The following is a 20,363-nucleotide window of genomic DNA, read 5'->3' on the forward strand; positions in this document are numbered from 1 at the left end:
CTATAACTTAAGTTTTAACGCAAGTGCTATAGATATTAATCCTTAAGGGAGTTTCTCCCAAAGGCTATCTGCAAAATAATGCTTGCAATCCAAAAAGTTAGATTTTAGTTTAAAGTTGTTTGTTTCTGCTAAGTTACAAATTTCGTCAAGAGCATATTTTTTGGAAAGCTCTGTCCAAATCAACTCATTATAATCAAATTCTACATATGTATTAAGGGCTTTTATATTCACCCTTTGTTTCGTTAAACTAACAATGTAACTTTTAACCTCACCGGTAATTGGGTTATAATGGCAATAAAAGTCGAAATCATCAATTTTAAAATCGGCATTTAATTCTCTATTGATTCTTAACAGCAAGTTGAGATTAAATCGTTTGGTTATGCCATGCTTATCATAGTATGCATTATGAATAGTTATTGGATTCTTTTTTAAGTCAAACCCAATAAGAAGCTTATCTCTCACTTTCATGTTATCATTAAAAAGCTTAATAAGTTCATTAGCTTTATCCTCTAAATAATTACCAATATTACCACCTAAAAATAGTAGTAAACTGGGATAATCACTATCCTTATTTGCGCTAAGTATCTCAAAATAATCACCAACCTTAGGCTTAATATTTATACCTGGCAAACGCTTTTTCAATCGCTCTGACAGTATATCCATGGCCTCTTGGGAAATATCAATCGGCACATAATTAAAATTCACATCATTATTTACCAGATACTCGAGAAGTTTAAATGTCTTAAAGCCATCTCCCGCTCCCAGCTCAATTATATTGAAAGGAGTTGAAAACTCTAGAGCATCTATTATCTGTTTGGATTGCATAGAGAGAATTTCAAACTCGGCATCCGTAAGATAATATTCTGGCATATTCATTATTTCTTGAAATATGCGACTGCCATTATCGTCATAAAAATATTTTGAGGATAGGTACTTGCTTTTGGCTGTTAGGCCAGCGAGCACGTCCTTTGCGAAAGAATTTGTCATTTATTTTGCTAGTCTTATTCCCGAAAACTGCCAACGCAATTCGGGATGAAAAAAGTTTCTATAAGTTGGTCTGCAGTGCTGTGGCGAAGTCGCTACAGAACCTCCTCTTAACACCATTTGGTTGACCATAAATTTACCGTTGTATTCACCCAACGCACCATCTGCTTTGGCATAATTCGGGTATGGAAGATAGGCACTATTAGTCCATTCCCACAACTGCCCATGTTTAAAATGTTCTGAAGATACTTCCCATTCATATTCCGTGGGTAGGCGCATCTGTTTCCATTGCGCATAGGCGAATGCTTCATAAAACGTAATATGATTGACAGGCAATTCGTCTTCAATAGCTTTAAAACCTTGAAGCGTATAATGCATCCATTTACCGTTGACCTTATGCCAATACATTGGAGCTTCAATATTGTGATTCTGAACCCAATCCCAACCTTCTGCGTGCCATAGGTTAAAATCTTTATAACCTCCAGCCTCGATAAATTCCATATATTCTGAATTGGTTACCAATCGATTTGAAATTTCAAAATCATTCAGATAAACTTTATGTCTTCCCAATTCATTGTCCCAACAAAAATCCTCTCCCTTGTGCCCAATATCATAGAGTCCTTCATCAATTTTTATAAATTCCTGTGATTGATTTTCGGGCTTCAAAGTAATATTATAATCAAGTGTTGGAAATGATGGTTGGTGTCCGAAAATGTATTTTATATCATAAAACAAAAGCTCTTGATGCTGTTGTTCGTGCTGCAATCCTATTTCAACAACATTCTCAATTTCCGTTGATATATCAGCACTCAAAAATTCCGACATCTGTTCATTGACATAAGTTCTGTAATCTAGGGCTTGCCCTAAAGTAGGACGTGTCATTAACCCACGATTGGTTCTTAAAACCTTATCTCCAACATTGTTGTAATAACTGTTGAAGTAATAGGCGAATTTCTCGTGAAATACCTCATAATTTTTTTTATATTCTGAAAGCACAAACTGCTCAAAAAACCATGTGGTATGTGCCAGGTGCCATTTGGGTGGCGAGACAAATTCTACAGGTTGTAGTGAAACGTCTTCGGGTTTTAAAGACTTACAAATTTCTTCCGTTCTATGTCTTATTTCTAAAAATCGAGTTTTAGTAATCGGTTTTTCTAATTCTATCTGCACTATTCTTCTATTATTTGAGTTTCGAAAACAACTTCGCTTGCTATGGTTTTATGCACAGGGCATCTCGAAGCTATTTCTTTTAATCGTTCTTTTTGAGTATCGTCTAAATTGCCCACAAATTTTAGCTTTTTATTAATATGGTCCATATATTTTGGTTTATCAACCTTAACCATTAAATCGTCACTATGCTTTCTGGAATGAGAAAGATAAACAAAGACCTCCCTGAGATCCCAATTCTTTCTTTCTGCATACATTTTTAAAGTCATGGCTGTACAAGCGGCCAATGCTGCATTAAGATATTCATAAGGTGATGGTCCAAAATCGCTACCTCCAATACCAGCAGGTTCATCTGCAATAAACGTGTGGTTTTTAGTTTGAATTGAGGTAGTGAAATTATCTTCAACAATGTTTAAATGCCCAACCAATTGCTCTCCCTCAGTATCTAGCATTTTGTTTTCGACCTGAGGAAAATAACGACTTGCCCATGTACCAATAATTTCTCCTACATACTGACTATCTTTTTCTTCACTCAGAAGGTGATCAGCGTCATCCAAGGTTATAAAGCTTTTGGGATGATGTGCATTGACGTACAATTCTTTGGCATTATCTATACCAACTATTTTATCTAATGGCGAATGCATTATTAATAGTGGCTTTCTTAAATTCTTTACAATTGCTGGTAGATCTGTTTTGTCAAACTCCTCTACAAAGTCTTTATTGATTACAAATGGTCTTCCTCCAATATCAACTTCAACATTTCCTTTGTTTTCAATGTCTTCAATTTGATGCGAAAATAAACGCTTTACATGGTCAACTGTGGCAGGTGCACCAACAGTTGCGACCGCTTTTACCGCTTTTAGTTTTGATGCTGCAACCAGTACCGCAGCTCCACCCAAGGAATGACCAACCAATAAACCTGGAGCTTCATAATGCTCTGATATGTAACTATGAACATCGAGTAAATCCTGAACATTTGCCGAGAAATGACTATCTGCAAACTCTCCTTCACTACGACCCAATCCTGTAAAATCGAATCGTATAACGGCAAAACCATCTTGTGTAAGTGATCTGCTCACATGCTTAACAGCATTTAGATTACTGCTACAAGTAAAGCAATGGGCAAAAATGGCGTAGTAATTAGGCTTTTGATTTGCTGGCAACTCCATATAGGCATTCAGCGTTAAACCCTTACTGTTTTTTATTTTTAGCTTTGTGCTTTTCATACTATTCGGTTACTTCTACGCCCTTCCAAAAGGCCACCCTGTTCTGAATGTGTTTGGCTTCATCTGAGGGATCTGGATAAAACCATGCTCCATCAATATTCTCTTTACCATCAACATTAATATTGTAGTAGGATGCCGTACCTTTCCAAGGACATACCGATTTGGAATCGCTAGGTGTAAAAAAATCTTCTTTAATGCTGTTATGCGGAAAATAGTGATTGTCTTCCACTACAACGGTATCATTACTTTCTGCTATTACTTTATTGTTCCAGATTGCTTTCATAATTATTTTTTTATCAATTAGTATTTATGAGCTACAGGATAACATAGAACAGCCTACCTTATGCCTTGCCCAATCAGGACGTTTTGCAAACCAATTTTCATTTTCGGGTTGCTCTGCATAAGGCTGTTTTAATAGTTGAAACAAATCGTCAATTAAACTGTAGTCTCCATTATCTGCCTTGTCTATTGCCAATTGCGCCATATAATTTCGCAACACATATTTTGGGTTCACTAAGTTCATCTTCTCTTTTCTTCCGTCGTCATCAACCTCTTCCATTTGTAATCTTTGGTCGTAAGCTTTAAACCATCCTTTCCATTGTTTTAATATATCACCCTTAATCTGTTCGGGTTTATAAAATGCTTTTTCAATAGTGCCTAATGCATTTTCAACTTTTCCTTTTTTATAATCGGATAGTAGCCTAAAGAAGATGGTCATATCAGTTTCAGAACTTAATAAACAATCCTCTAAATTGTTAATCAATTTTAGATCATTGTCGTCTTTTTTTTGCAAGCCTAATTTAGATCGCATCATATCCAATGATCTACTTTCAAAATTTGTTTTGTATTGATTTAAAATCTCTTCGAAAGGAGAGGCTTCTTCTACCAAAGGATAAAGTGCATTGGCTAGTTGCAACAAATTCCAAAGTGCAATATTAGGCTGGTTACCGAAGCGATAACGCTTGTTCTGGCTATCGGTAGTATTTGGCGTCCAACCAAAATCAAAACCCTCTAACCAACCATAAGGGCCATAATCTATGGTCAATCCCAAAATTGACATGTTATCGGTGTTCATCACTCCATGAACAAAACCTACACGTTGCCAATGGATAATCATGTCTAAAGTTCTGTCGGCAACCGCTCCAAAAAACTTTATATAAGTTTCTTTTGAAGGTTTTCCCAGTTCAGGATAAAAGTATTTGATGGTATAGTCTGCCAGTATTTTTAGGTTTTTAGTGTCTTGTCTTGAGGCAAATAACTCAAAATTGCCAAAACGGATAAATGTCGGTGCTACGCGACATACAATAGCTCCTTTTTCGTACTCAGCATTACCATCATAGAGCATATCTCTCAACACATCATCGCCTGATAACATTAGACTCAATGCTCTGGTTGTTGGTACACCTAGATGGTGCATCGCTTCGCTGCACAGATATTCTCTTATTGATGACCTCAGCACTGCCAACCCATCGCCTTGTCTAGAGTAGGGAGTTTCACCAGCTCCTTTGAGCTGTAAAGCCCACCGTTTTTCGTTATGAACTATCTCAAATAAATTTATGGCTCTACCGTCTCCTAATTGCCCAGCCCAATTCCCAAACTGATGTCCAGCGTAAGCCATAGCATAAGGTTTAGTTTTTGGGTAAACTTTTGCTCCGGAAAACACTTCTAAAAACTCTTTTGATTTTAAACCCTCAACACCTATGCCTAAATTAGACGCTATTTCTTCTGAGGCATGAACTAATTTTGGGTTAGACGGGACCTTTGGTATAACATAAGAATGTGCCGCATTAAATACTTGCCGTCTTGTATTCTCAAGGTTTGAATCTGACGGTAATTCCTTATTAAATGAGTCTTTAATTTTCAGCTGCACAATATGGTGTTTGCTTAAATTTCTAAGCTTTGATTTATTTAAGTAACTAATTTAATCATTTAACAACCTTAATTACTATAAAAATAGATTTAGATTGTAACTCATTTAATAATTTTAAATATTAACTCGTTTATTTTTTTGTAAATTCACATTGTTCAAATAAACTCATTTAGCATGGCAAAATCCTTAGTAGAAAAGACTCAAGAATTTGTATTTAATCTTTTAAAACAAGAGCTGCCAAACTCTTTCTTATACCATAACTATACGCATACTGAACGCGTTTTAAGGAGTACCCGGGAAATCATTGAAAACACTGAAGTATCTGACAAAGAGACTGAAATTCTTGAAATAGCTGCTTTATTACATGATACAGGATACACTAAGAGTGCAGATGAGCATGAAGAAAAAAGTGTTGAAATTGCCACCAAGTTTCTTAAAGAACAAAATGCAGACCAAGACCTCATCGATGGTGTTAATGAGTGCATCATGGAAACAAAATTTAAAGAGCCACCAAAGACCAAGTTAGGCAAAATTATTAGAGATGCTGATGCCTCTCACTTTGGTAAAAAATATTTTGAAGAAGCAAGCGAATTCCTGCGTAAGGAATTGGAAATGAGAGGTGTTAAGCACTACTCGCCAACAGAATGGCGTAATGAAAACATTAGAGTACTTGCAAAAAGCCATCAATATTACACAGATTATGCTTTGAAGGAATGGGATCCTAGAAAAGCGAAAAATCTTTCTAAGTTAATGAAGGCGAAAAAGAAACAAAAGCGCAAGTATAAGAAAGAAGAGATTAAGGCTAAATACAAAGCGCAGTACAAAAACGAAAGCCCATCTAGAGGTGTTCAGACGTTTTATAGAGTAGCATTACGAAACCATATTAAATTAAGTGATATTGCAGATACAAAAGCCAATATTTTATTATCGGTTAATGCCATTATTATTTCTGTTGTACTTGCCAACCTCATCTCTAAGTTAGATACAAATCCTTATTTAACCTGGCCAACAGTAATATTCACTCTATTCTGTGTAACATCTATGGTTTTATCTATAATAGCAACACGTCCAAATGTAACGAGTGGTGAATTCACAAAGGAAGACGTAAAAAATCAAAAAGTGAATTTAAGTTTTTTTGGGAATTTCCACAAAATGAGCATGGACGATTACGAATGGGCCATTAAAGAAATGTTAGAGGACAAAGATTACATTTATAAAGCACTTACAAAAGATCTCTATTTTTTAGGTGTAGTATTAGAACGTAAATATAGATTGTTACGAATTACCTATACCGTCTTTATGACAGGGATTATTATTTCTCTTATTGCATTTGGTATAGCTGTTAAGAAAAATCCAGGTGTTGATTTAAAGGATGTTTTGCCTGAAACCAATACCAATACCTCAATGATATTTGAAGGTATTAGTGAAAACAAGACTGCAAATTTTAGGATTTAATCGTTTCCATTAAATCATCATAAGTGTAGAAGTTCTTATCATTTTCATTATGGTAAAGAATACTGGTGCGCAATGCCTTTAGGCCTGTTACACCCTGTAAATCTTCAAGTTCTAAGATTTCTAAATCTTTATCTAAAACGTTCTTGGATTGAAGGAACCTTATATATCTAACATACTCTTCTTCATCTTCTTTTTGTGAGTAAACAATAGTGAGTTTGCCTTTTTTTGTGATTCGTTCCTCGGTACCTTTTATAAATGCTTTATCAACACGTTTTTTAACCACTTCGTAACGCGCATTGTACGTACCATCTACATCAAAACGTTTTTCGTCCATTCTAAAACGTATAGACAAAGGTTGGTTAAATACCAATATCATAGAAGCTACATCTAAACCAATTGGGTACTCGTGTTGGTTTTGGTAATATTCATTTTCCATTTCGCACATTACCTGCAATTGCCATAATCTTAAGTTGTAGAGGTAAATCATGTTAAAGCTATCTTGCTTTGTAATGGATTCACCTATATACATATTATGCTCAACACCATCTGTCTTAAAGCGCTCAAAAAAATGTGGATACATTTTCTGAGCTTCAATTTGTTTCTCATCAATCAAAGATGACATATTGGTGTTAATTAGTTTTACCGTATCATCGTAATGTTTTCTGTAAAAATAGATAACTCCTAAATCTTCATCTATTTTACTAAAGTAATCCTCAATATCTGGTCTTAGTGCTTTTTGTGTTTGAGCTATTAGTTTAAAAATAGGTTTTACTTCAGTAGTTAAGAATACAGAAATAGCATGCTCACTATCCACCTTAAAATTCTCTTTTAATTGTGAAAGGAACTCAGTTATTTGAAATTTTATCTGCTCATAAATAGGCAAACTTTGCTCTTCTAAACTTTTCTCTAAAATCTTATCTGCCAAGTTAAGCTGTAGTGACAAGTCCTTTTGTGTCGCTTCATTTCTAGCGTTGGATGAGCCCTTAACATCAATTTGTCCAAATAATGGATAGACATTCTCAAAGGCAATTTTTCTAAAGGTTGGAGACTCGCCTGTATTAAACTCAGTTTTAATATAGTGTCTGGCCTCTTGAACGAATTTCCAGTGCACGCTAGAGTGAATCGATGTACATTCCTTTTGTATGATTGCCTCTATTAAGTTTGCTTCCGCATTTTTAGAACGTTCTACTGCAGATACAATAAATGGCATAACATCTACCAACTTATTGGCATTTATACTATTTAAAGTCTTTGGTGTTTTAGATACTATTTCTAAAATTCCCATAAGACCATCGTCATTTGCAATAGGAGCAAAAATAGCACTCTTAAATCCTTGGTTATGCAATTCCTTAACATGTGGTGCCTTACCTTTGGATTGTTTAAAGATGCGATCCACATCTGATACCGAAAAAAATGCGTTTTCTTTCATTAGTCTATTATAGGACCAATCGCATAAAGCATCAGAACAAGGCTTACTTTCAGACTCATTTAATAAAAAACTATTCATCCCTACACCATATACGCGCTCAAAAGTGTTTTCTACTTCATTATAAATGGAAAAACCCACTTCTAAATTCTTTAAGCCAAATAGTGAACGGAAAATTTCATAGAAGCCCTTCATAAAACTTTCATCCTTCCGTTTATCTTCACCTATTAAAGAAGATTTAATGTTTGAAATGGATTGATCATCAGTAACATCAAAAATATTTGAAATCACAAAGCCTTTAAACGTATAACTGTTTGGTGGAAATTTTTCTTTCCACAGCTCTATATTTTCAAAGTTATCTAACAGTTCCTCATAATCTTTGTCTGTTATTTTAGGAGCATCCTCATTAGGAATAATCTCAGTAAAGTCTGCATTATACAGTATTTTATAATAACGTTTTATACCATTTGCATCTGGAATCTCATAAAAAAACGGACGTTTAAAATTAAGGTTATAACCATAGCAAAAGTTTAGAATGATGGTACATGCAATTATATAGGTTTGATCCTCTGGCATGTTTTTCATCTCTAATTCAAAATCTTCACCTGCCGTTTTTAAGATAGATTTAAAACGTTCTGAAGCATTAAACGTAAAATTGTGAAACGGTACCGATGCCGTTTTTATTTCGTTTTTTGTAAGTATAGGACTGAAAGTGTCTTGTAGAATTCCCTCTATTTCCTTTTCTAAATCTACAAATACCGAGAAATCACTAAATCCTTCTCTTAGTATTGGGTTTTCTTCTGCTATTTTGAGTACACGACGTGCATTAGAAGCAATAAAATCGTTATCAGTCTTAATTAATTCTTCGTACTGATTTAATAATTTATTGAAACTAACCTTTAAAACAAAAGGTGATTCTATGTTGTCATTAATGTCCAAACTGTAGTTGTATAAAGTAAGCAAAGTTACAAATATTTAAAATAGTCGTTTAGTTTAAGACTACCTTACAATCAGTTTGTTACAATAAGAAATGTTAAATGGCACTAGAATCCTAGTTGACCGTAGGTCCAATTAGACCCATCACTTACAAAAATCAAGGTTTTTGTTATGTCACCACCATCTCCTGCAGCATCTGGAGTCATAATAACTGGAGCCGCTGTGGCAACTCTACTATCGCCAGAAAAAAACTGCCCGCCAAAACTATATATCTGCGCGTTTTCAGTATCAGATATGTTTCTAGCAATATATATTCTGCCAGGTACAGTTGTAGCATCAGGTAGAATAAACTCAATGTTTCCAGATGTAGGAGTTAAATTTAAATAAATACCGTCATCAATTGGAGTAGCTGAATTACTAGGTCCGCCATTATAACCAACAACTTTTAAAGATAAGTTTCCATTAATGTCTAGTGTGCTCTTTGGGTCTTGTGTGTTGATCCCAACACCATCTACTTGAGCATTCAAACAAAACGTAAAGATTAAACATAAAAGGGTTACTATATTTTTCATAGGGATTAAAAAATTAGTTGTTTTTCTTTTTCAAACTTATAGCAAAGCCACCTCCTTCTTCGAGTTTAATTGATAGCTTATTACCTTTTGTAAGTTCCATTTTTTCTATTTCTATATCCAATGGGTTATCGTTCCAGTGGGCTTCTTTGCCATCTTTATAGATTGTAGCGTCGTACGTTTGGTCTTCATCCAGAAAATCGAAAGTCAACTCATGAGTTATTGAATTTTCATCAGTTATACCTCCAACAAACCAGTTACCTGTTTGACGTTCTTTTCTTGCAATAGTCACATAATCTCCAACTTTACCGTTCAGCACTTTAGTTTCCTCCCAATCCACACCAACATCTCTGATAAACTGCAAAGGTTCTGGGTTAGCTTCGTAATGTTCCACTAAATCTGCTGCCATTTGCACAGGGCTATAAATAACTACATATAAAGCTAGTTGCTGGGCAATTGTAGTATTGACCTGATTATCTTTTTTGAACTCATCAAATTTTATATTGAATATACCAGGCGTAAAATCTATTGGGCCAGACAACATTCTGGTAAAGGCCACTATTGGCAAATGCTCTGGTGGATTGCCACCATCTTCTGCCCAAGCGTTAAACTCCTGACCTCGCAAACCTTCTCTCGAAATTATATTAGGATAGGTTCTTCGCAGTCCTGTGGCTTTAATCGGTTCGTGTGCATTAACGGCAACTTCGTATTTAGCGGCTTTTATGGCTGCGTTGTTGTAATGATAAACCATATACTGTCCGTGATGGTATTCGCCTTTTGGTAGAATCTTACCTACATAACCCGATTTAACGGCATGCATACCATATTTCTGCATTAAGGCGTAAGCTGTGTCTTGCTGTTTTTCATAGGTTTCAGTAGCTGCTGAAGTTTCATGATGCATTATAATTTCTACACCTTTTTCCTTGGCATAACGAGTTACTTCATCAATATCATAATCTGGATATGGTGTTACAAAATCGAATACACCTTCTCTGTCCTCAAAGCCAATCCAATGTTCCCAACCTGTATTCCAGCCTTCGACCAAAACACCTCCAATATTGTTTTTTGCTGAAAAATCAATAAAACGTTTTACATTTTCTGTTGTTGCTCCATGCGTGCCATTGGATTTCCCAGGGTCTGTCCATGTATTCATATCTTGAGTCATTCCATAATCCCATGAAGATTTTCCCAAGTGCATTTCCCACCAAACACCAGTATATTTCATGGGCTTAAACCATGAGACATCACCTAGTTTGTTGGGTTCATTTAAATTGACGATGAGTTTAGACTCAATTAAATCTGGTGCATTATCTGTAATTTGAAGGGTTCGCCAAGGTGTATGAAATGGCAAACTTCTTTTTACCTTATAATCTGTATTTTCAGAACCTACTAGATTACTCTTTAGGTTAAGATTTTCAGTATCGACCTTTAAAGTCATTCCAGAATAATCTACTAATGCCGCTTCATGAAAACTTAAGTGCGTATTATCATCACCAACCATGGTTACTGGTGTATTTACAGCATTTTCTGGAATATAGGTTTGTGCCAAATTCACATGACCTACATATTTCAAAGCATCGATTTCTGATAACTTTGTAGTGCTGTACAAGTGCTCATAGATATCCCAATCACCAGGAATCCAAAAGGTATTGTAGTCTTTTGTGAGGTTGAATTCTGTATGCTCATCTTTAATTAATGCTTCTGTCCATCCTTCTTGCTCTGGGAATTCGTATCTAAAACCAATGCCATCATCGTAAACTCTAAAAACGATGTTTAATTTTCGTTTTGGTTCTGAAGTTTCCTGTAGTTCTACTTTTAATTCATTATAATGATTAACCACATCGACTTGTTCTCCCCAAGGCATTTGCCAGGTTTCGTTGAAGGAATTTGTGGCTGTAGTTATAATTTTTAAATCATCTTTTAAAGCTTCAGCATTTGTAAATTCGAAACCCAAATACGAAGTATCTACAACCGTTTTATTGTTGAACATCACCTGATAGAAAGGCTCTCCTTCAGCATTTAGATTAAAACTTACCTTAAGATTAGATTGTGGTGATTCCACATCTAGAATCATACTGTCATTCTTACAAGAAAATGAGAGTATTATAATTAAAACAACAAGAAATTTACATTTCATAATTTTACTTTTTCTCTAGCAATACCATATTATATTCTGAACTAACAACAGCTTTGCCATCAGTCACTTTAATATCTTGACCTGAATACGCATCATGCAGTTTATCTCCTTCTTCAAACACCTTAGAGACATCTAATACTTTTTGTCCTTTTTTGAGATCCATACCAATTACAACAAGATCGTTAAAATGGTCTGTGGACAAACTTCTATAAAATACATACGGAGTTTCTGTTATCATTTGATGTATACCAGCACCTACTGCAGGGTGATTTGCTCTAAACTGCCCTAATTTTTGCCAATGTGTCAAGACTTCTTTCGTTCTTGGTTGATTTGCTATAGAATCCCAATTCATAAATGAACGCAATGTTGCATCTCCTACTGTGCCTTCCACAATTAATGATCTTGCCGACTCGTCTCCATAATAGACTTGCGAAGTGCCTGGTGATAACAATAATTTATTAGCAGTTTCAAAAGGTTTTTGTCTTGAGGCATCAAAAGGACTTCCGTCATCATGTGAACTTAGATAGTTCATAGTTCCATAGTCTTTTAAATCGTTATTCAACACCTCTGAATAGCGTTTAAAAAGTGATTCATAATCCATTTCTTTTGAATTCCATTTGAATTCAAAATTGATAAGACTATGAAAGCTTTCAGGTTCAAAATAATTTACTTTTTTATCACCAAAATCAAACATTTGACCTCCACTGATACCATAGTTATAAACTTCCCCAACCAAATAGAAGTTATTGTCATCCAACACCTTATCTGGATTATTCTTTTTATACTCATTAAAGGCATAGTCACACTCTTTTCTGAACTCTTGCCACACGTGTTCTTCGGTATGTTTTACGGTATCTACTCTATACCCATCAACACCGAATTCTGTGATGTAATCCGTTAGCCATTTCATGATGTAAAAACGTGGTGCTCTGGGATGTCCTGTACGCTCAAAAAAAGCGTCGAGTTCTTTTATTTCTTGCTCATAACGTCCTTCTGCCTTCCATTTTTCCACCAATTGAGGTGGTAACTCTACATCCTCGTTACTTTCGGTTTTTATATCTGGTAAATTGGCGACCAATGTACAGGTCACTGTATTTTCATAATTATCATATTTGCATTGTGGGTCAGTCCTTACCCACTCATCTGGCCAAACTGGATCTTTTTCCGTTACTGGTCCTGTGTGATTTATCACGGCATCTAAAACAATACGAATGCCTTTGGCATGCGCCTCTTTTACTAACTCTTGTAAATCTTCCTTAGTACCATAGTTAGGGTCTATTTTAGTCCAGTCTTTTGCCCAATAGCCATGAAAACCGTAGGTCACTCCTGTGCCTTCATCTGTACCTCCGTGAATTTGCTCTACGATTGGTGTCATCCAAATAGCATTGATTCCTAAATCTGTGAAATAACCTTCTTTTACTTTTTGGGTTATACCTTTAATGTCTCCACCTTCGAAGCCACGAAGTTTACCTGTTTCTTTAGTTCTACCAAAGTTGACATCATTGGATGTGTCTCCATTATTAAAACGGTCGGTTAGCAAAAAATAAAGATTGGCACCTTCCCATACAAATGGTGAATCTTGCTGTAAGCTTTCTTTTTCCAGTGTTATAGCGACATCCGAATCCGTATTATTTTTACAATTAAGAAACGTTAGTGCGATTAGTAAAACCCAAATTGTTTTCTTCATAGTTTATTTTATTAAAATCTTGTATTCCCAAGGGCCCATAGTAAAAGCATCTCCCTTCAATTCAATTTTTTCATTAGCCATATAATCTAAATACATACCTCCAGGTACAGCTATTTTATTTACTTCATCAGAAAAATTACCAATGAATAAAATAGTTTCATCATTTTTAGAACGCTCAAACATTAATATATCTTTTTCCGAGTCTAAACGCTTATACGAAGCCGCATTTTTGCCACCATGTAAGGCTGGGTTTGTATTTTTGAGTTTACCTAGTTTTTTGAGCAAATCCCAGCTATCTCCTTTTGTTTTAGGGATGGAATCCTTTTCAAAAAACTTTAATCTATGATCCATATCATATTCTTGACCTGAATAAATCAACGGCATACCTTTTAAAGTAAAGCTCAATGCAGTCATAAGCTCTGAGGCGTCTCCCATGCGTTCTTTTATAGTACCATTCCATGAGTTTTCATCGTGGTTGGTTACAAAATTCATTAAGATATCATCGTTATCATAGTCTTTTGAAATTTTTTGAATATAGGCTTCGTAATCTTCTAAATTCTTTTCGCCTTTAGCCAATCCATTAAGTAGATGGTGGCCATCCCAAGCATAGGCCATATCAAATAAATTACCATCCAATAATTCTGGTTCCCAGGCTTCAGCCAACATAAAAATATCTTTCTTTTCTCTTAATTGAGGTACGGCTTGTTGCCAAAAATCAAGAGGTACAGAACCGGCTACATCGCATCTAAATCCATCGACTCCTTCTTCGGTTATCCAGTAAGACATGTCTTCAATCATTTCTTTTCGCATGTCTTGGTTATCGTAGTTTAAATCTGCGACATCTGTCCAATCTGTTCCTTTAGGATGAATGACTTCACCATCTTCGTTTTGTGTGTAGTATTCTGGATTTGTTTTTAACCACTCATGATCCCAACCTGTATGATTTGGCACCCAATCCAATATGACATAAATACCATTATCGTGAGCAGTTTTAACCAATTCTCTAAAATCTTCCTTGGTACCAAACTCTGGATTAATCTCAGTAAAATCAGTTACAGCATAATAGCTCCCCAAATATTTTGAGCGCTCTTCTTCTGGAAATTCTGAAGCAAACTTGCTATCTGCTCCTCCTGTGGCTTTACGTTTAGTTTCTGAAATAGGAAATACTGGCATTAACCAAATGATTTTTACACCCAATTCCCTTAATTGAGGAATATCTTTAGTGAACTCATCAAACGTGCCTTCTGGTGAATATTGACGAATATTAGCTTCGTAAATCACGGCTGTTTCCATATCTGAAGTGGAAATTGGTGTAAATTCCTCTTTAATAGTTTCCTCTACTTTGATGTCTTCTTTTTTCTCTGATTTACATGCTACAAATACTAGTAGCATACAGATTATTAATGCAAAGTTTTTCATCTTGTTTTATTTTTTGAGTTTTATTTTAATCTCTTTTTTAGTTAAAGCTTCCCAATTAATAGGAATAGTTAAGGTTTTTGTTTCTGAATTCCATTTTACCTCAACTTTTTTACCATCAACCTTAATATATTTTGGTTCTCTTTGAATATTGTGTACTATAAGATTGATTGTTTTGTCATTTGAATTTAAAGTTTCGTCAAATTCGATACTTTTTTCAAACTCGAATTCAAATTTTAGATTTGATCCCTTATATATAGATTCAAATTTCATTAATTCATAATTTGAATTACCACTCCACAATGGATTAATTTCTGAACCATTATCGTTATAAACTGTACGTTCATTTTCAGGTGAATTCTTATCGAAATAATAGTGAAGCTCTAGACGATTACCTTCATACTCAGATGTTGATTGCACCACTTTGGTTAATGGTATAAAAGCTCCTGCCCTAACATAAGTTGGGATATAGGCTGGATGTGTTTTAACCATTTTGGTTTGTCCGCCTTCAATGAGTTCATCAGTTTCTATATTAAACCAGTTTGACGTTTTCGGAAAATAAACCTCTTGTTCTGTTTTACCAGCTTCTAAAACTGGTGCTACTAGAATATCATTTCCCCACAAATAGGTTTTTGAATAGCTAAATAATTTAGTGTTATTAGGTTCTTCAAAAAATAAAGGTCGCATTAATGGTTTGCCATATAAATGATTTTCGTACATCAAATTATAATTATACGGCAACATACGATAACGCGTTTGAATCGCGAACTTCGCTAATCGTTTTGCTTTTTCACTTCTAAATATAGGTTCGCTAGGCACATCTTCTTGTGCATGTGGTCTAAAAATGGGATTGAAAACTCCGTATTGCAACCAACGTACGTACAACTCATCATCTAAATTTGCTCCTGCAAAACCACCCAAATCGGAGTGCATATAAGCTAATCCTTGCATGCCCATTTGTAGTGCAATTTCAGGTTGAGATTGTAATCCTCCCCAAGTTCTGTTGACGTCACCAGACCATGGCACCATGCCGTAACGCTGACTACCAGAATAACCTGCTCGCATTAAGATGAATGGTCTTTTATTTGGATTGGCTTCTAGACTGGCTTCATACACTAATTTTGCCCAATCGTGTCCGTAAATATTATGGACTTCTGAGGCCGAACCTGTATGGTGCTGTACCCAATTAGGATGCACTTCGGGTTCTCCCAAATCTCCCCAAAATCCATTGACACCCATATTAGCCAATTCCTTGTAAATATTTTTAAACCATTGCTCCCCTTTTGGGTTATAAATATCTATGATTCCTGTATTACCGAAATAGAAATCGTATTTGGCTGGGTTTCCAATAGAGTCTTTAGCTAAAATATCTTCTTCGACAGCTTCGTCCCATCGATTAGAAGTGGTTAATACAAAAGGTTCTGTTATAAGGATCGTTTCGACGTTTTTAGATTGCAAATTCTTAATCATCTGTTTTGGATTTGGAAATGAATCCCTTAAAAACTCAAGATTTCCCATGGTTCCCTTTATGTCTTTACCAAACCAATACAAATCCAAAATAATGGCATCAACAGGAATCTCTTCTTCCCTAAATTTATCAATCGTCATCTCAACTTCTTCTTGGGAATGATAGCCAAATCGGCTTGAAAAATTCCCCAAAGCCCAACGTGGTAGCATAGGTTGTTTACCTGTTAAATTGGTATAACTTCTCATAATATCATACCATGAATCACCAACAATCACTTGATAGGTTTTACGACCAGAAACAGTTTCGTAAGTTAAGGTGTTATCTCCATTGCTGTCTAAATCTAAATAGCCAATTGGTGCGTTGTCAAAATGAATCATGTATTGATTGGAAGACAAAACAATCGGCATGGTGTAGTTCATCAATTGAGATTCAGTTTCATAACCGTAATGTGCTCTATTGAATAAGGGTAAACGATGTCCTCTACGATTCATACCTAATGCTCTTGCACCTCCGCCATAAAGCACTTCATCTTTTGATAGGCTGAATTCTATTTTTTCGGTAGAATCTGCAACAATATTGCCTTTTACCATATCCATTGGCTCGTGCTCGCTTTTGTAGTAGCCTCGTTTTTCGGATGTGATGAGTTGTTCCTTGTAGTAATATGAGATTTGGAATGGGCTTTTGGTGACAACTACATATAAACCGTTACGTGCTTTTATCAAAACGTCTTTAGCTCTTTCTGTAATATCAATTGTTGAACTTTTCGGTTTTGCCACAACGGCATGCGATTCTGTATTTAAATCTTCACCATTGGGCACAAATGTTGTTTCAACAATGTTTGACGCATATGGTTTAATGATGTAATAACCGTCATTCACCTCAACCTTTACATATAACCCTTCAATTTGAGCGCTTTTAAAAATACGCTCAGCATTCTGCGCAGTGATTGAAACTGTAAAAAGTATAAACGCTATGTATAGTATGCTTTGCTTCATAGTAAATTTTAAAGACCTCACAGATTTAAACCTTTCTATGAGGTCTTAGGTTGCTATTAATCCAAATCATTCCCTAATAAGAATATTAAGGGTTGATCTAGGCGTTTATTCCAAGAATTCTCTGAATGGTCAGTGTCTTCAAAAAATAAGTTCTTAGAATCTTTATCTGTATAACCTTTTGCTTTTAATATCTCATCTACTCTAGGTGCATATTGTGGGTAATGCTGGTCTAGGGTTTTGTTGCCGTAATCAAAATACAACTTATGTTCATCTGCTTCTGGTAAATTGGTTTCCATATATTTAAAAATGGCTTCGGGATATGGGTTCTTTTCCATTGGCATAGCACCAACCCAATGGGTTGATAAACATGCTGCTCCACCGAAAACTTCAGGATATTCGGAAATAGCATACATTGACATTAAACCTCCCATACTTGAACCCATAACAAAAGTGTGCTCTCTATCTGTATGGACAGGATAAGCAAAATCTATTTGTGGCTTTAATTCTTCGACTATAAATCTTAAGTAATTGTCACCATTGAGTTTTATGTTCTTTTTACCAGCTATGTCTGCAAGAGAATCTTTTACGCTTCCATCTATATAATTAATTGCCTTCTCAGGAAACAAATCTTGCCAACGGATGCTAGGAATATTGTGGATAGCTACCACTATAAAATCCTGAACCTTTTCTTCTTCCATAAGTTTAGTTGCCCATTCATCAACTTTCCATTCTTGTTTGTTCCAAGATGTGGTACTATCAAATAACATTTGCCCATCGTGCATATAGAGGACGCTATATTTTTTATCTCTGGTGTAATCTTTAGGTAACCAAATATCTACCGGTCGTGGTGTTATATATTTTGAAGGAAAACTATCTACTCTAATTAAGGAACCTGCATAAAGCTCTACCTTGTCTAACTTTTCAAAAGTGTAGGTTTTACTTGGCACGTTAGATTCAAAATCGACATCAGTTGTTTTCTTCTCGTTTTTACAAGACATTATCATTAATAGGACTAAAACATAAATGGTATTTTTCATCTTTATAGTTTTGTCGATAAGATTATGCTTCCTTTTTCATTCAACTTTATACTATCTCCCCAAACCATGGTCTCTCCAGTAATCACATTCTTTAATGTCTTTCCTTTTAGACCCATTTCTTCGTGATAGTTTAAATCAATTTCAATTGGTTCTTCATTTTTGTTAATGATGTGCACTACGGTTTCATTACCATGTGTTCTGTATAAGAAATATGTTCCTTCGAATGGTGCAAAGTGTTTTGTTTCGCCTTCATGAATGGCTTTACTGTCCTTTCTGTAGTTGAGCATCTTTTTAAGGAAGTTCTGCATATCTTTTTGTTCGGCATTTAGACCTTCACCTGTAAAAGCATTCACAGTATCACCTTGCCAACCTCCAGGAAAATCTGTTCTAATTAATCCATGATCGCCTGGATTATCAAAGTCGTCCATTAAGATTTCTGTACCATAATAAATCTGAGGAATTCTTGGCAACATTAATAAGTAACTCAATGCCATTTTGGTGTTTACTACATCCCCTTTCAGTTCTGTATAGACACGGCTCTTGTCATGATTATCTAGAAATGCCATGATATCTTTTGGTGAGGTATAGGCAAAATCATTTGCTAAACCTTCGTACATTTTAACAAGACCTTTATCCCAAGATTCTTCTTCATTTAAGGCATCAATAATATGTTTTTGCATCGCAAAATCCATTGATGATTTTAAGTTAGAATCGTAACCATCTTTATTTTCATGACCTTCTTGCCAATATGCTATTAAAAGCGGATTGTAACTCCACTCCTCACCAACAATACTAAAATTAGGATACTCAGTCATAATTGCACCTGCCCAATCACTCATAAATGCTTTATCTGGATATGGATAGGTATCTTGACGGATTCCGCCCAAGCCTAAAGTTTCTACCCACCAAATACTATTTTGAATGATGTAATTTGCCATAAACGGATTCCGTTGATTTAAATCTGGCATATCTGGTACAAACCAACCTTGAGACATGCCATCATTATCTATTTTTGCTGCATAAGGATCTTGATTTGTAGTTCGTCTATGATTAGACATTTTAGTTGTTTCTCTATTCCAGTTATCTATATTTTCTAGATAATAATCCTGATAATTTACCCAATCCTTAAACGGCAAATCCTTCATCCACCAATGTTGTAAACCACAATGATTAGCCACTTGATCCATGATAAGTTTCATGTCCCTGTTTCTTAGCTCATCAGCTAGATTTTTATACTCATCTAAAGTTCCGAATCTTGGATCTACTTTATAAAAATCTGTCATGGCATAACCATGATATGAGCCCCTTGGCATATCATTAATGAGTACAGGACACGGCCAAACAGCAGTAAAACCTAGATTGTCTATATAATCTAAATGCTCTGTTATACCTTGGACATCTCCACCATGTCTAGCGTAACCATGGGTTCTATCTATTCCTTGTTCTAATAAACCTTCTACCTCATCATTTTCTGGGTTTGCATTTGCAAAACGGTCTGGTGTGATGAGATAAATGGCATCTGAACTATTAAAACCTATATAATCTTCAGCTGATTTTTCACGCGATTTCAACTCATAAGTTTGAACAAGCTCCTTACCATCATCTTGTTTAAAAACAATATTGAATTTACCTGCTTTTGCAGATTCCGAAATCTCTACATCTAAAAACAGATAATTAGGACTATCTGCCTGATGAAAATTTTCTAGAGTGACACCAGAATAAGAAATCTCTGGTGTGTAACTTCCGATATTCGGATGTTTAACCAGTAATTGCAATTCAGCGTTTTTAAACCCAGTCCACCAATGTGGTGGTTCTACCCTTTCGAGATCATTGATCTCTTTAGTCAACTCTTTAGATGTTGACGGCTTTACCTCTTTTTGGGTTTGCTCCTTACAAGAAGTCACAAAAATCAATAAGCATACTGAAACTATTTTTATTATGTTTTTCATATTCATTGTTTTTAGTGTTCTTTAACTGGAGCTATAAAATC

14 protein-coding genes are annotated in these 20,363 nt (G+C 35.2%); 1 reads left to right on the forward strand and 13 read right to left on the reverse strand.

What is annotated here, in order from left to right; genetic code table 11:
• Positions 1 to 42: 42 nt before the first annotated feature.
• Genes ACQ65V_RS03140 through ACQ65V_RS03160 form a run of 5 tightly spaced genes read right to left on the reverse strand, consistent with a single transcriptional unit; the run spans position 43 to position 5,247 of the window.
• On the reverse strand, positions 43 to 987 hold the full coding sequence (locus tag ACQ65V_RS03140; RefSeq protein ID WP_430466844.1) for an L-histidine N(alpha)-methyltransferase: 945 nt from the start codon (positions 985 to 987) through the stop codon (positions 43 to 45).
• Entirely contained in the window at positions 988 to 2,154 is a 1,167-nt protein-coding gene (egtB, locus tag ACQ65V_RS03145) for an ergothioneine biosynthesis protein EgtB (RefSeq protein WP_430466845.1), read from the reverse strand.
• Complete coding sequence (locus ACQ65V_RS03150; protein ID WP_430466846.1) at positions 2,154 to 3,377, reverse strand: bifunctional alpha/beta hydrolase/OsmC family protein; 1,224 nt, start codon at positions 3,375 to 3,377, stop codon at positions 2,154 to 2,156. The genes egtB and ACQ65V_RS03150 overlap by 1 nt, the downstream gene beginning before the upstream one ends.
• A gap of 1 nt (position 3,378) precedes the next feature.
• On the reverse strand, positions 3,379 to 3,660 hold the full coding sequence (locus tag ACQ65V_RS03155) for a DUF427 domain-containing protein (RefSeq protein WP_155088226.1): 282 nt from the start codon (positions 3,658 to 3,660) through the stop codon (positions 3,379 to 3,381).
• Positions 3,661 to 3,684: 24 nt separating this feature from the next.
• Positions 3,685 to 5,247, reverse strand: coding sequence for a protein adenylyltransferase SelO (locus ACQ65V_RS03160; RefSeq protein ID WP_430466847.1), 1,563 nt, complete (start codon positions 5,245 to 5,247; stop codon positions 3,685 to 3,687).
• A gap of 174 nt (positions 5,248 to 5,421) precedes the next feature.
• On the opposite strand from ACQ65V_RS03160, the gene ACQ65V_RS03165 reads away from it, so the two are divergent.
• Positions 5,422 to 6,702, forward strand: a complete 1,281-nt coding sequence (locus ACQ65V_RS03165; protein ID WP_430466848.1) for a Pycsar system effector family protein — start codon at positions 5,422 to 5,424, stop codon at positions 6,700 to 6,702.
• Here ACQ65V_RS03165 and ACQ65V_RS03170 read toward each other — a convergent pair.
• From ACQ65V_RS03170 to ACQ65V_RS03205, 8 genes are all read right to left on the reverse strand, one after another.
• Positions 6,692 to 9,067, reverse strand: coding sequence for a GAF domain-containing protein (locus ACQ65V_RS03170; RefSeq protein WP_430468612.1), 2,376 nt, complete (start codon positions 9,065 to 9,067; stop codon positions 6,692 to 6,694). The genes ACQ65V_RS03165 and ACQ65V_RS03170 overlap by 11 nt on opposite strands.
• Before the next feature lie 104 nt (positions 9,068 to 9,171).
• Positions 9,172 to 9,636 carry a hypothetical protein gene (locus ACQ65V_RS03175; RefSeq protein ID WP_430466849.1) on the reverse strand — a complete coding sequence of 155 codons (465 nt, stop codon included), beginning with the start codon at positions 9,634 to 9,636 and terminating at the stop codon, positions 9,172 to 9,174.
• A gap of 13 nt (positions 9,637 to 9,649) precedes the next feature.
• The gene (locus ACQ65V_RS03180; RefSeq protein WP_430466850.1) at positions 9,650 to 11,770 is read right to left on the reverse strand and encodes a glycoside hydrolase family 97 protein; all 2,121 of its coding nucleotides are present in this window, start codon (positions 11,768 to 11,770) and stop codon (positions 9,650 to 9,652) included.
• A gap of 4 nt (positions 11,771 to 11,774) precedes the next feature.
• Positions 11,775 to 13,457 carry an alpha-amylase family glycosyl hydrolase gene (locus ACQ65V_RS03185; protein WP_430466851.1) on the reverse strand — a complete coding sequence of 561 codons (1,683 nt, stop codon included), beginning with the start codon at positions 13,455 to 13,457 and terminating at the stop codon, positions 11,775 to 11,777.
• A 3-nt stretch (positions 13,458 to 13,460) separates the two neighbouring features.
• Entirely contained in the window at positions 13,461 to 14,876 is a 1,416-nt protein-coding gene (locus ACQ65V_RS03190; RefSeq protein ID WP_430466852.1) for an alpha-amylase family glycosyl hydrolase, read from the reverse strand.
• 6 nt (positions 14,877 to 14,882) lie between these two features.
• Positions 14,883 to 17,336, reverse strand: a complete 2,454-nt coding sequence (locus ACQ65V_RS03195; RefSeq protein ID WP_430466853.1) for a TIM-barrel domain-containing protein — start codon at positions 17,334 to 17,336, stop codon at positions 14,883 to 14,885.
• Between the two features lie 56 nt (positions 17,337 to 17,392).
• Positions 17,393 to 18,373 carry an alpha/beta hydrolase gene (locus ACQ65V_RS03200; protein ID WP_430466854.1) on the reverse strand — a complete coding sequence of 327 codons (981 nt, stop codon included), beginning with the start codon at positions 18,371 to 18,373 and terminating at the stop codon, positions 17,393 to 17,395.
• A 2-nt stretch (positions 18,374 to 18,375) separates the two neighbouring features.
• Positions 18,376 to 20,322 carry a glycoside hydrolase family 13 protein gene (locus ACQ65V_RS03205; RefSeq protein ID WP_430466855.1) on the reverse strand — a complete coding sequence of 649 codons (1,947 nt, stop codon included), beginning with the start codon at positions 20,320 to 20,322 and terminating at the stop codon, positions 18,376 to 18,378.
• Positions 20,323 to 20,363: the final 41 nt, after the last annotated feature.

Origin of the sequence: Winogradskyella ouciana (assembly GCF_965284585.1) — a bacterium.
In the GTDB taxonomy this organism is placed as follows: domain Bacteria; phylum Bacteroidota; class Bacteroidia; order Flavobacteriales; family Flavobacteriaceae; genus Winogradskyella; species Winogradskyella ouciana.

Bases quoted from the DNA above. Each gene is read 5' to 3' on its own strand.
- ACQ65V_RS03200 (WP_430466854.1), bottom strand. From the start codon at position 18,373: ATGAAAAATACCATTTATGTTTTAGTCCTATTAATGATAATGTCTTGT.
- ACQ65V_RS03150 (WP_430466846.1), bottom strand. From the start codon at position 3,377: ATGAAAAGCACAAAGCTAAAAATAAAAAACAGTAAGGGTTTAACGCTG.
- ACQ65V_RS03165 (WP_430466848.1), top strand. From the start codon at position 5,422: ATGGCAAAATCCTTAGTAGAAAAGACTCAAGAATTTGTATTTAATCTT.
- ACQ65V_RS03190 (WP_430466852.1), bottom strand. From the start codon at position 14,876: ATGAAAAACTTTGCATTAATAATCTGTATGCTACTAGTATTTGTAGCA.
- ACQ65V_RS03180 (WP_430466850.1), bottom strand. From the start codon at position 11,770: ATGAAATGTAAATTTCTTGTTGTTTTAATTATAATACTCTCATTTTCT.
- ACQ65V_RS03205 (WP_430466855.1), bottom strand. From the start codon at position 20,322: ATGAAAAACATAATAAAAATAGTTTCAGTATGCTTATTGATTTTTGTG.
- ACQ65V_RS03175 (WP_430466849.1), bottom strand. From the start codon at position 9,636: ATGAAAAATATAGTAACCCTTTTATGTTTAATCTTTACGTTTTGTTTG.
- ACQ65V_RS03185 (WP_430466851.1), bottom strand. From the start codon at position 13,457: ATGAAGAAAACAATTTGGGTTTTACTAATCGCACTAACGTTTCTTAAT.
- ACQ65V_RS03155 (WP_155088226.1), bottom strand. From the start codon at position 3,660: ATGAAAGCAATCTGGAACAATAAAGTAATAGCAGAAAGTAATGATACC.
- ACQ65V_RS03140 (WP_430466844.1), bottom strand. From the start codon at position 987: ATGACAAATTCTTTCGCAAAGGACGTGCTCGCTGGCCTAACAGCCAAA.
- ACQ65V_RS03195 (WP_430466853.1), bottom strand. From the start codon at position 17,336: ATGAAGCAAAGCATACTATACATAGCGTTTATACTTTTTACAGTTTCA.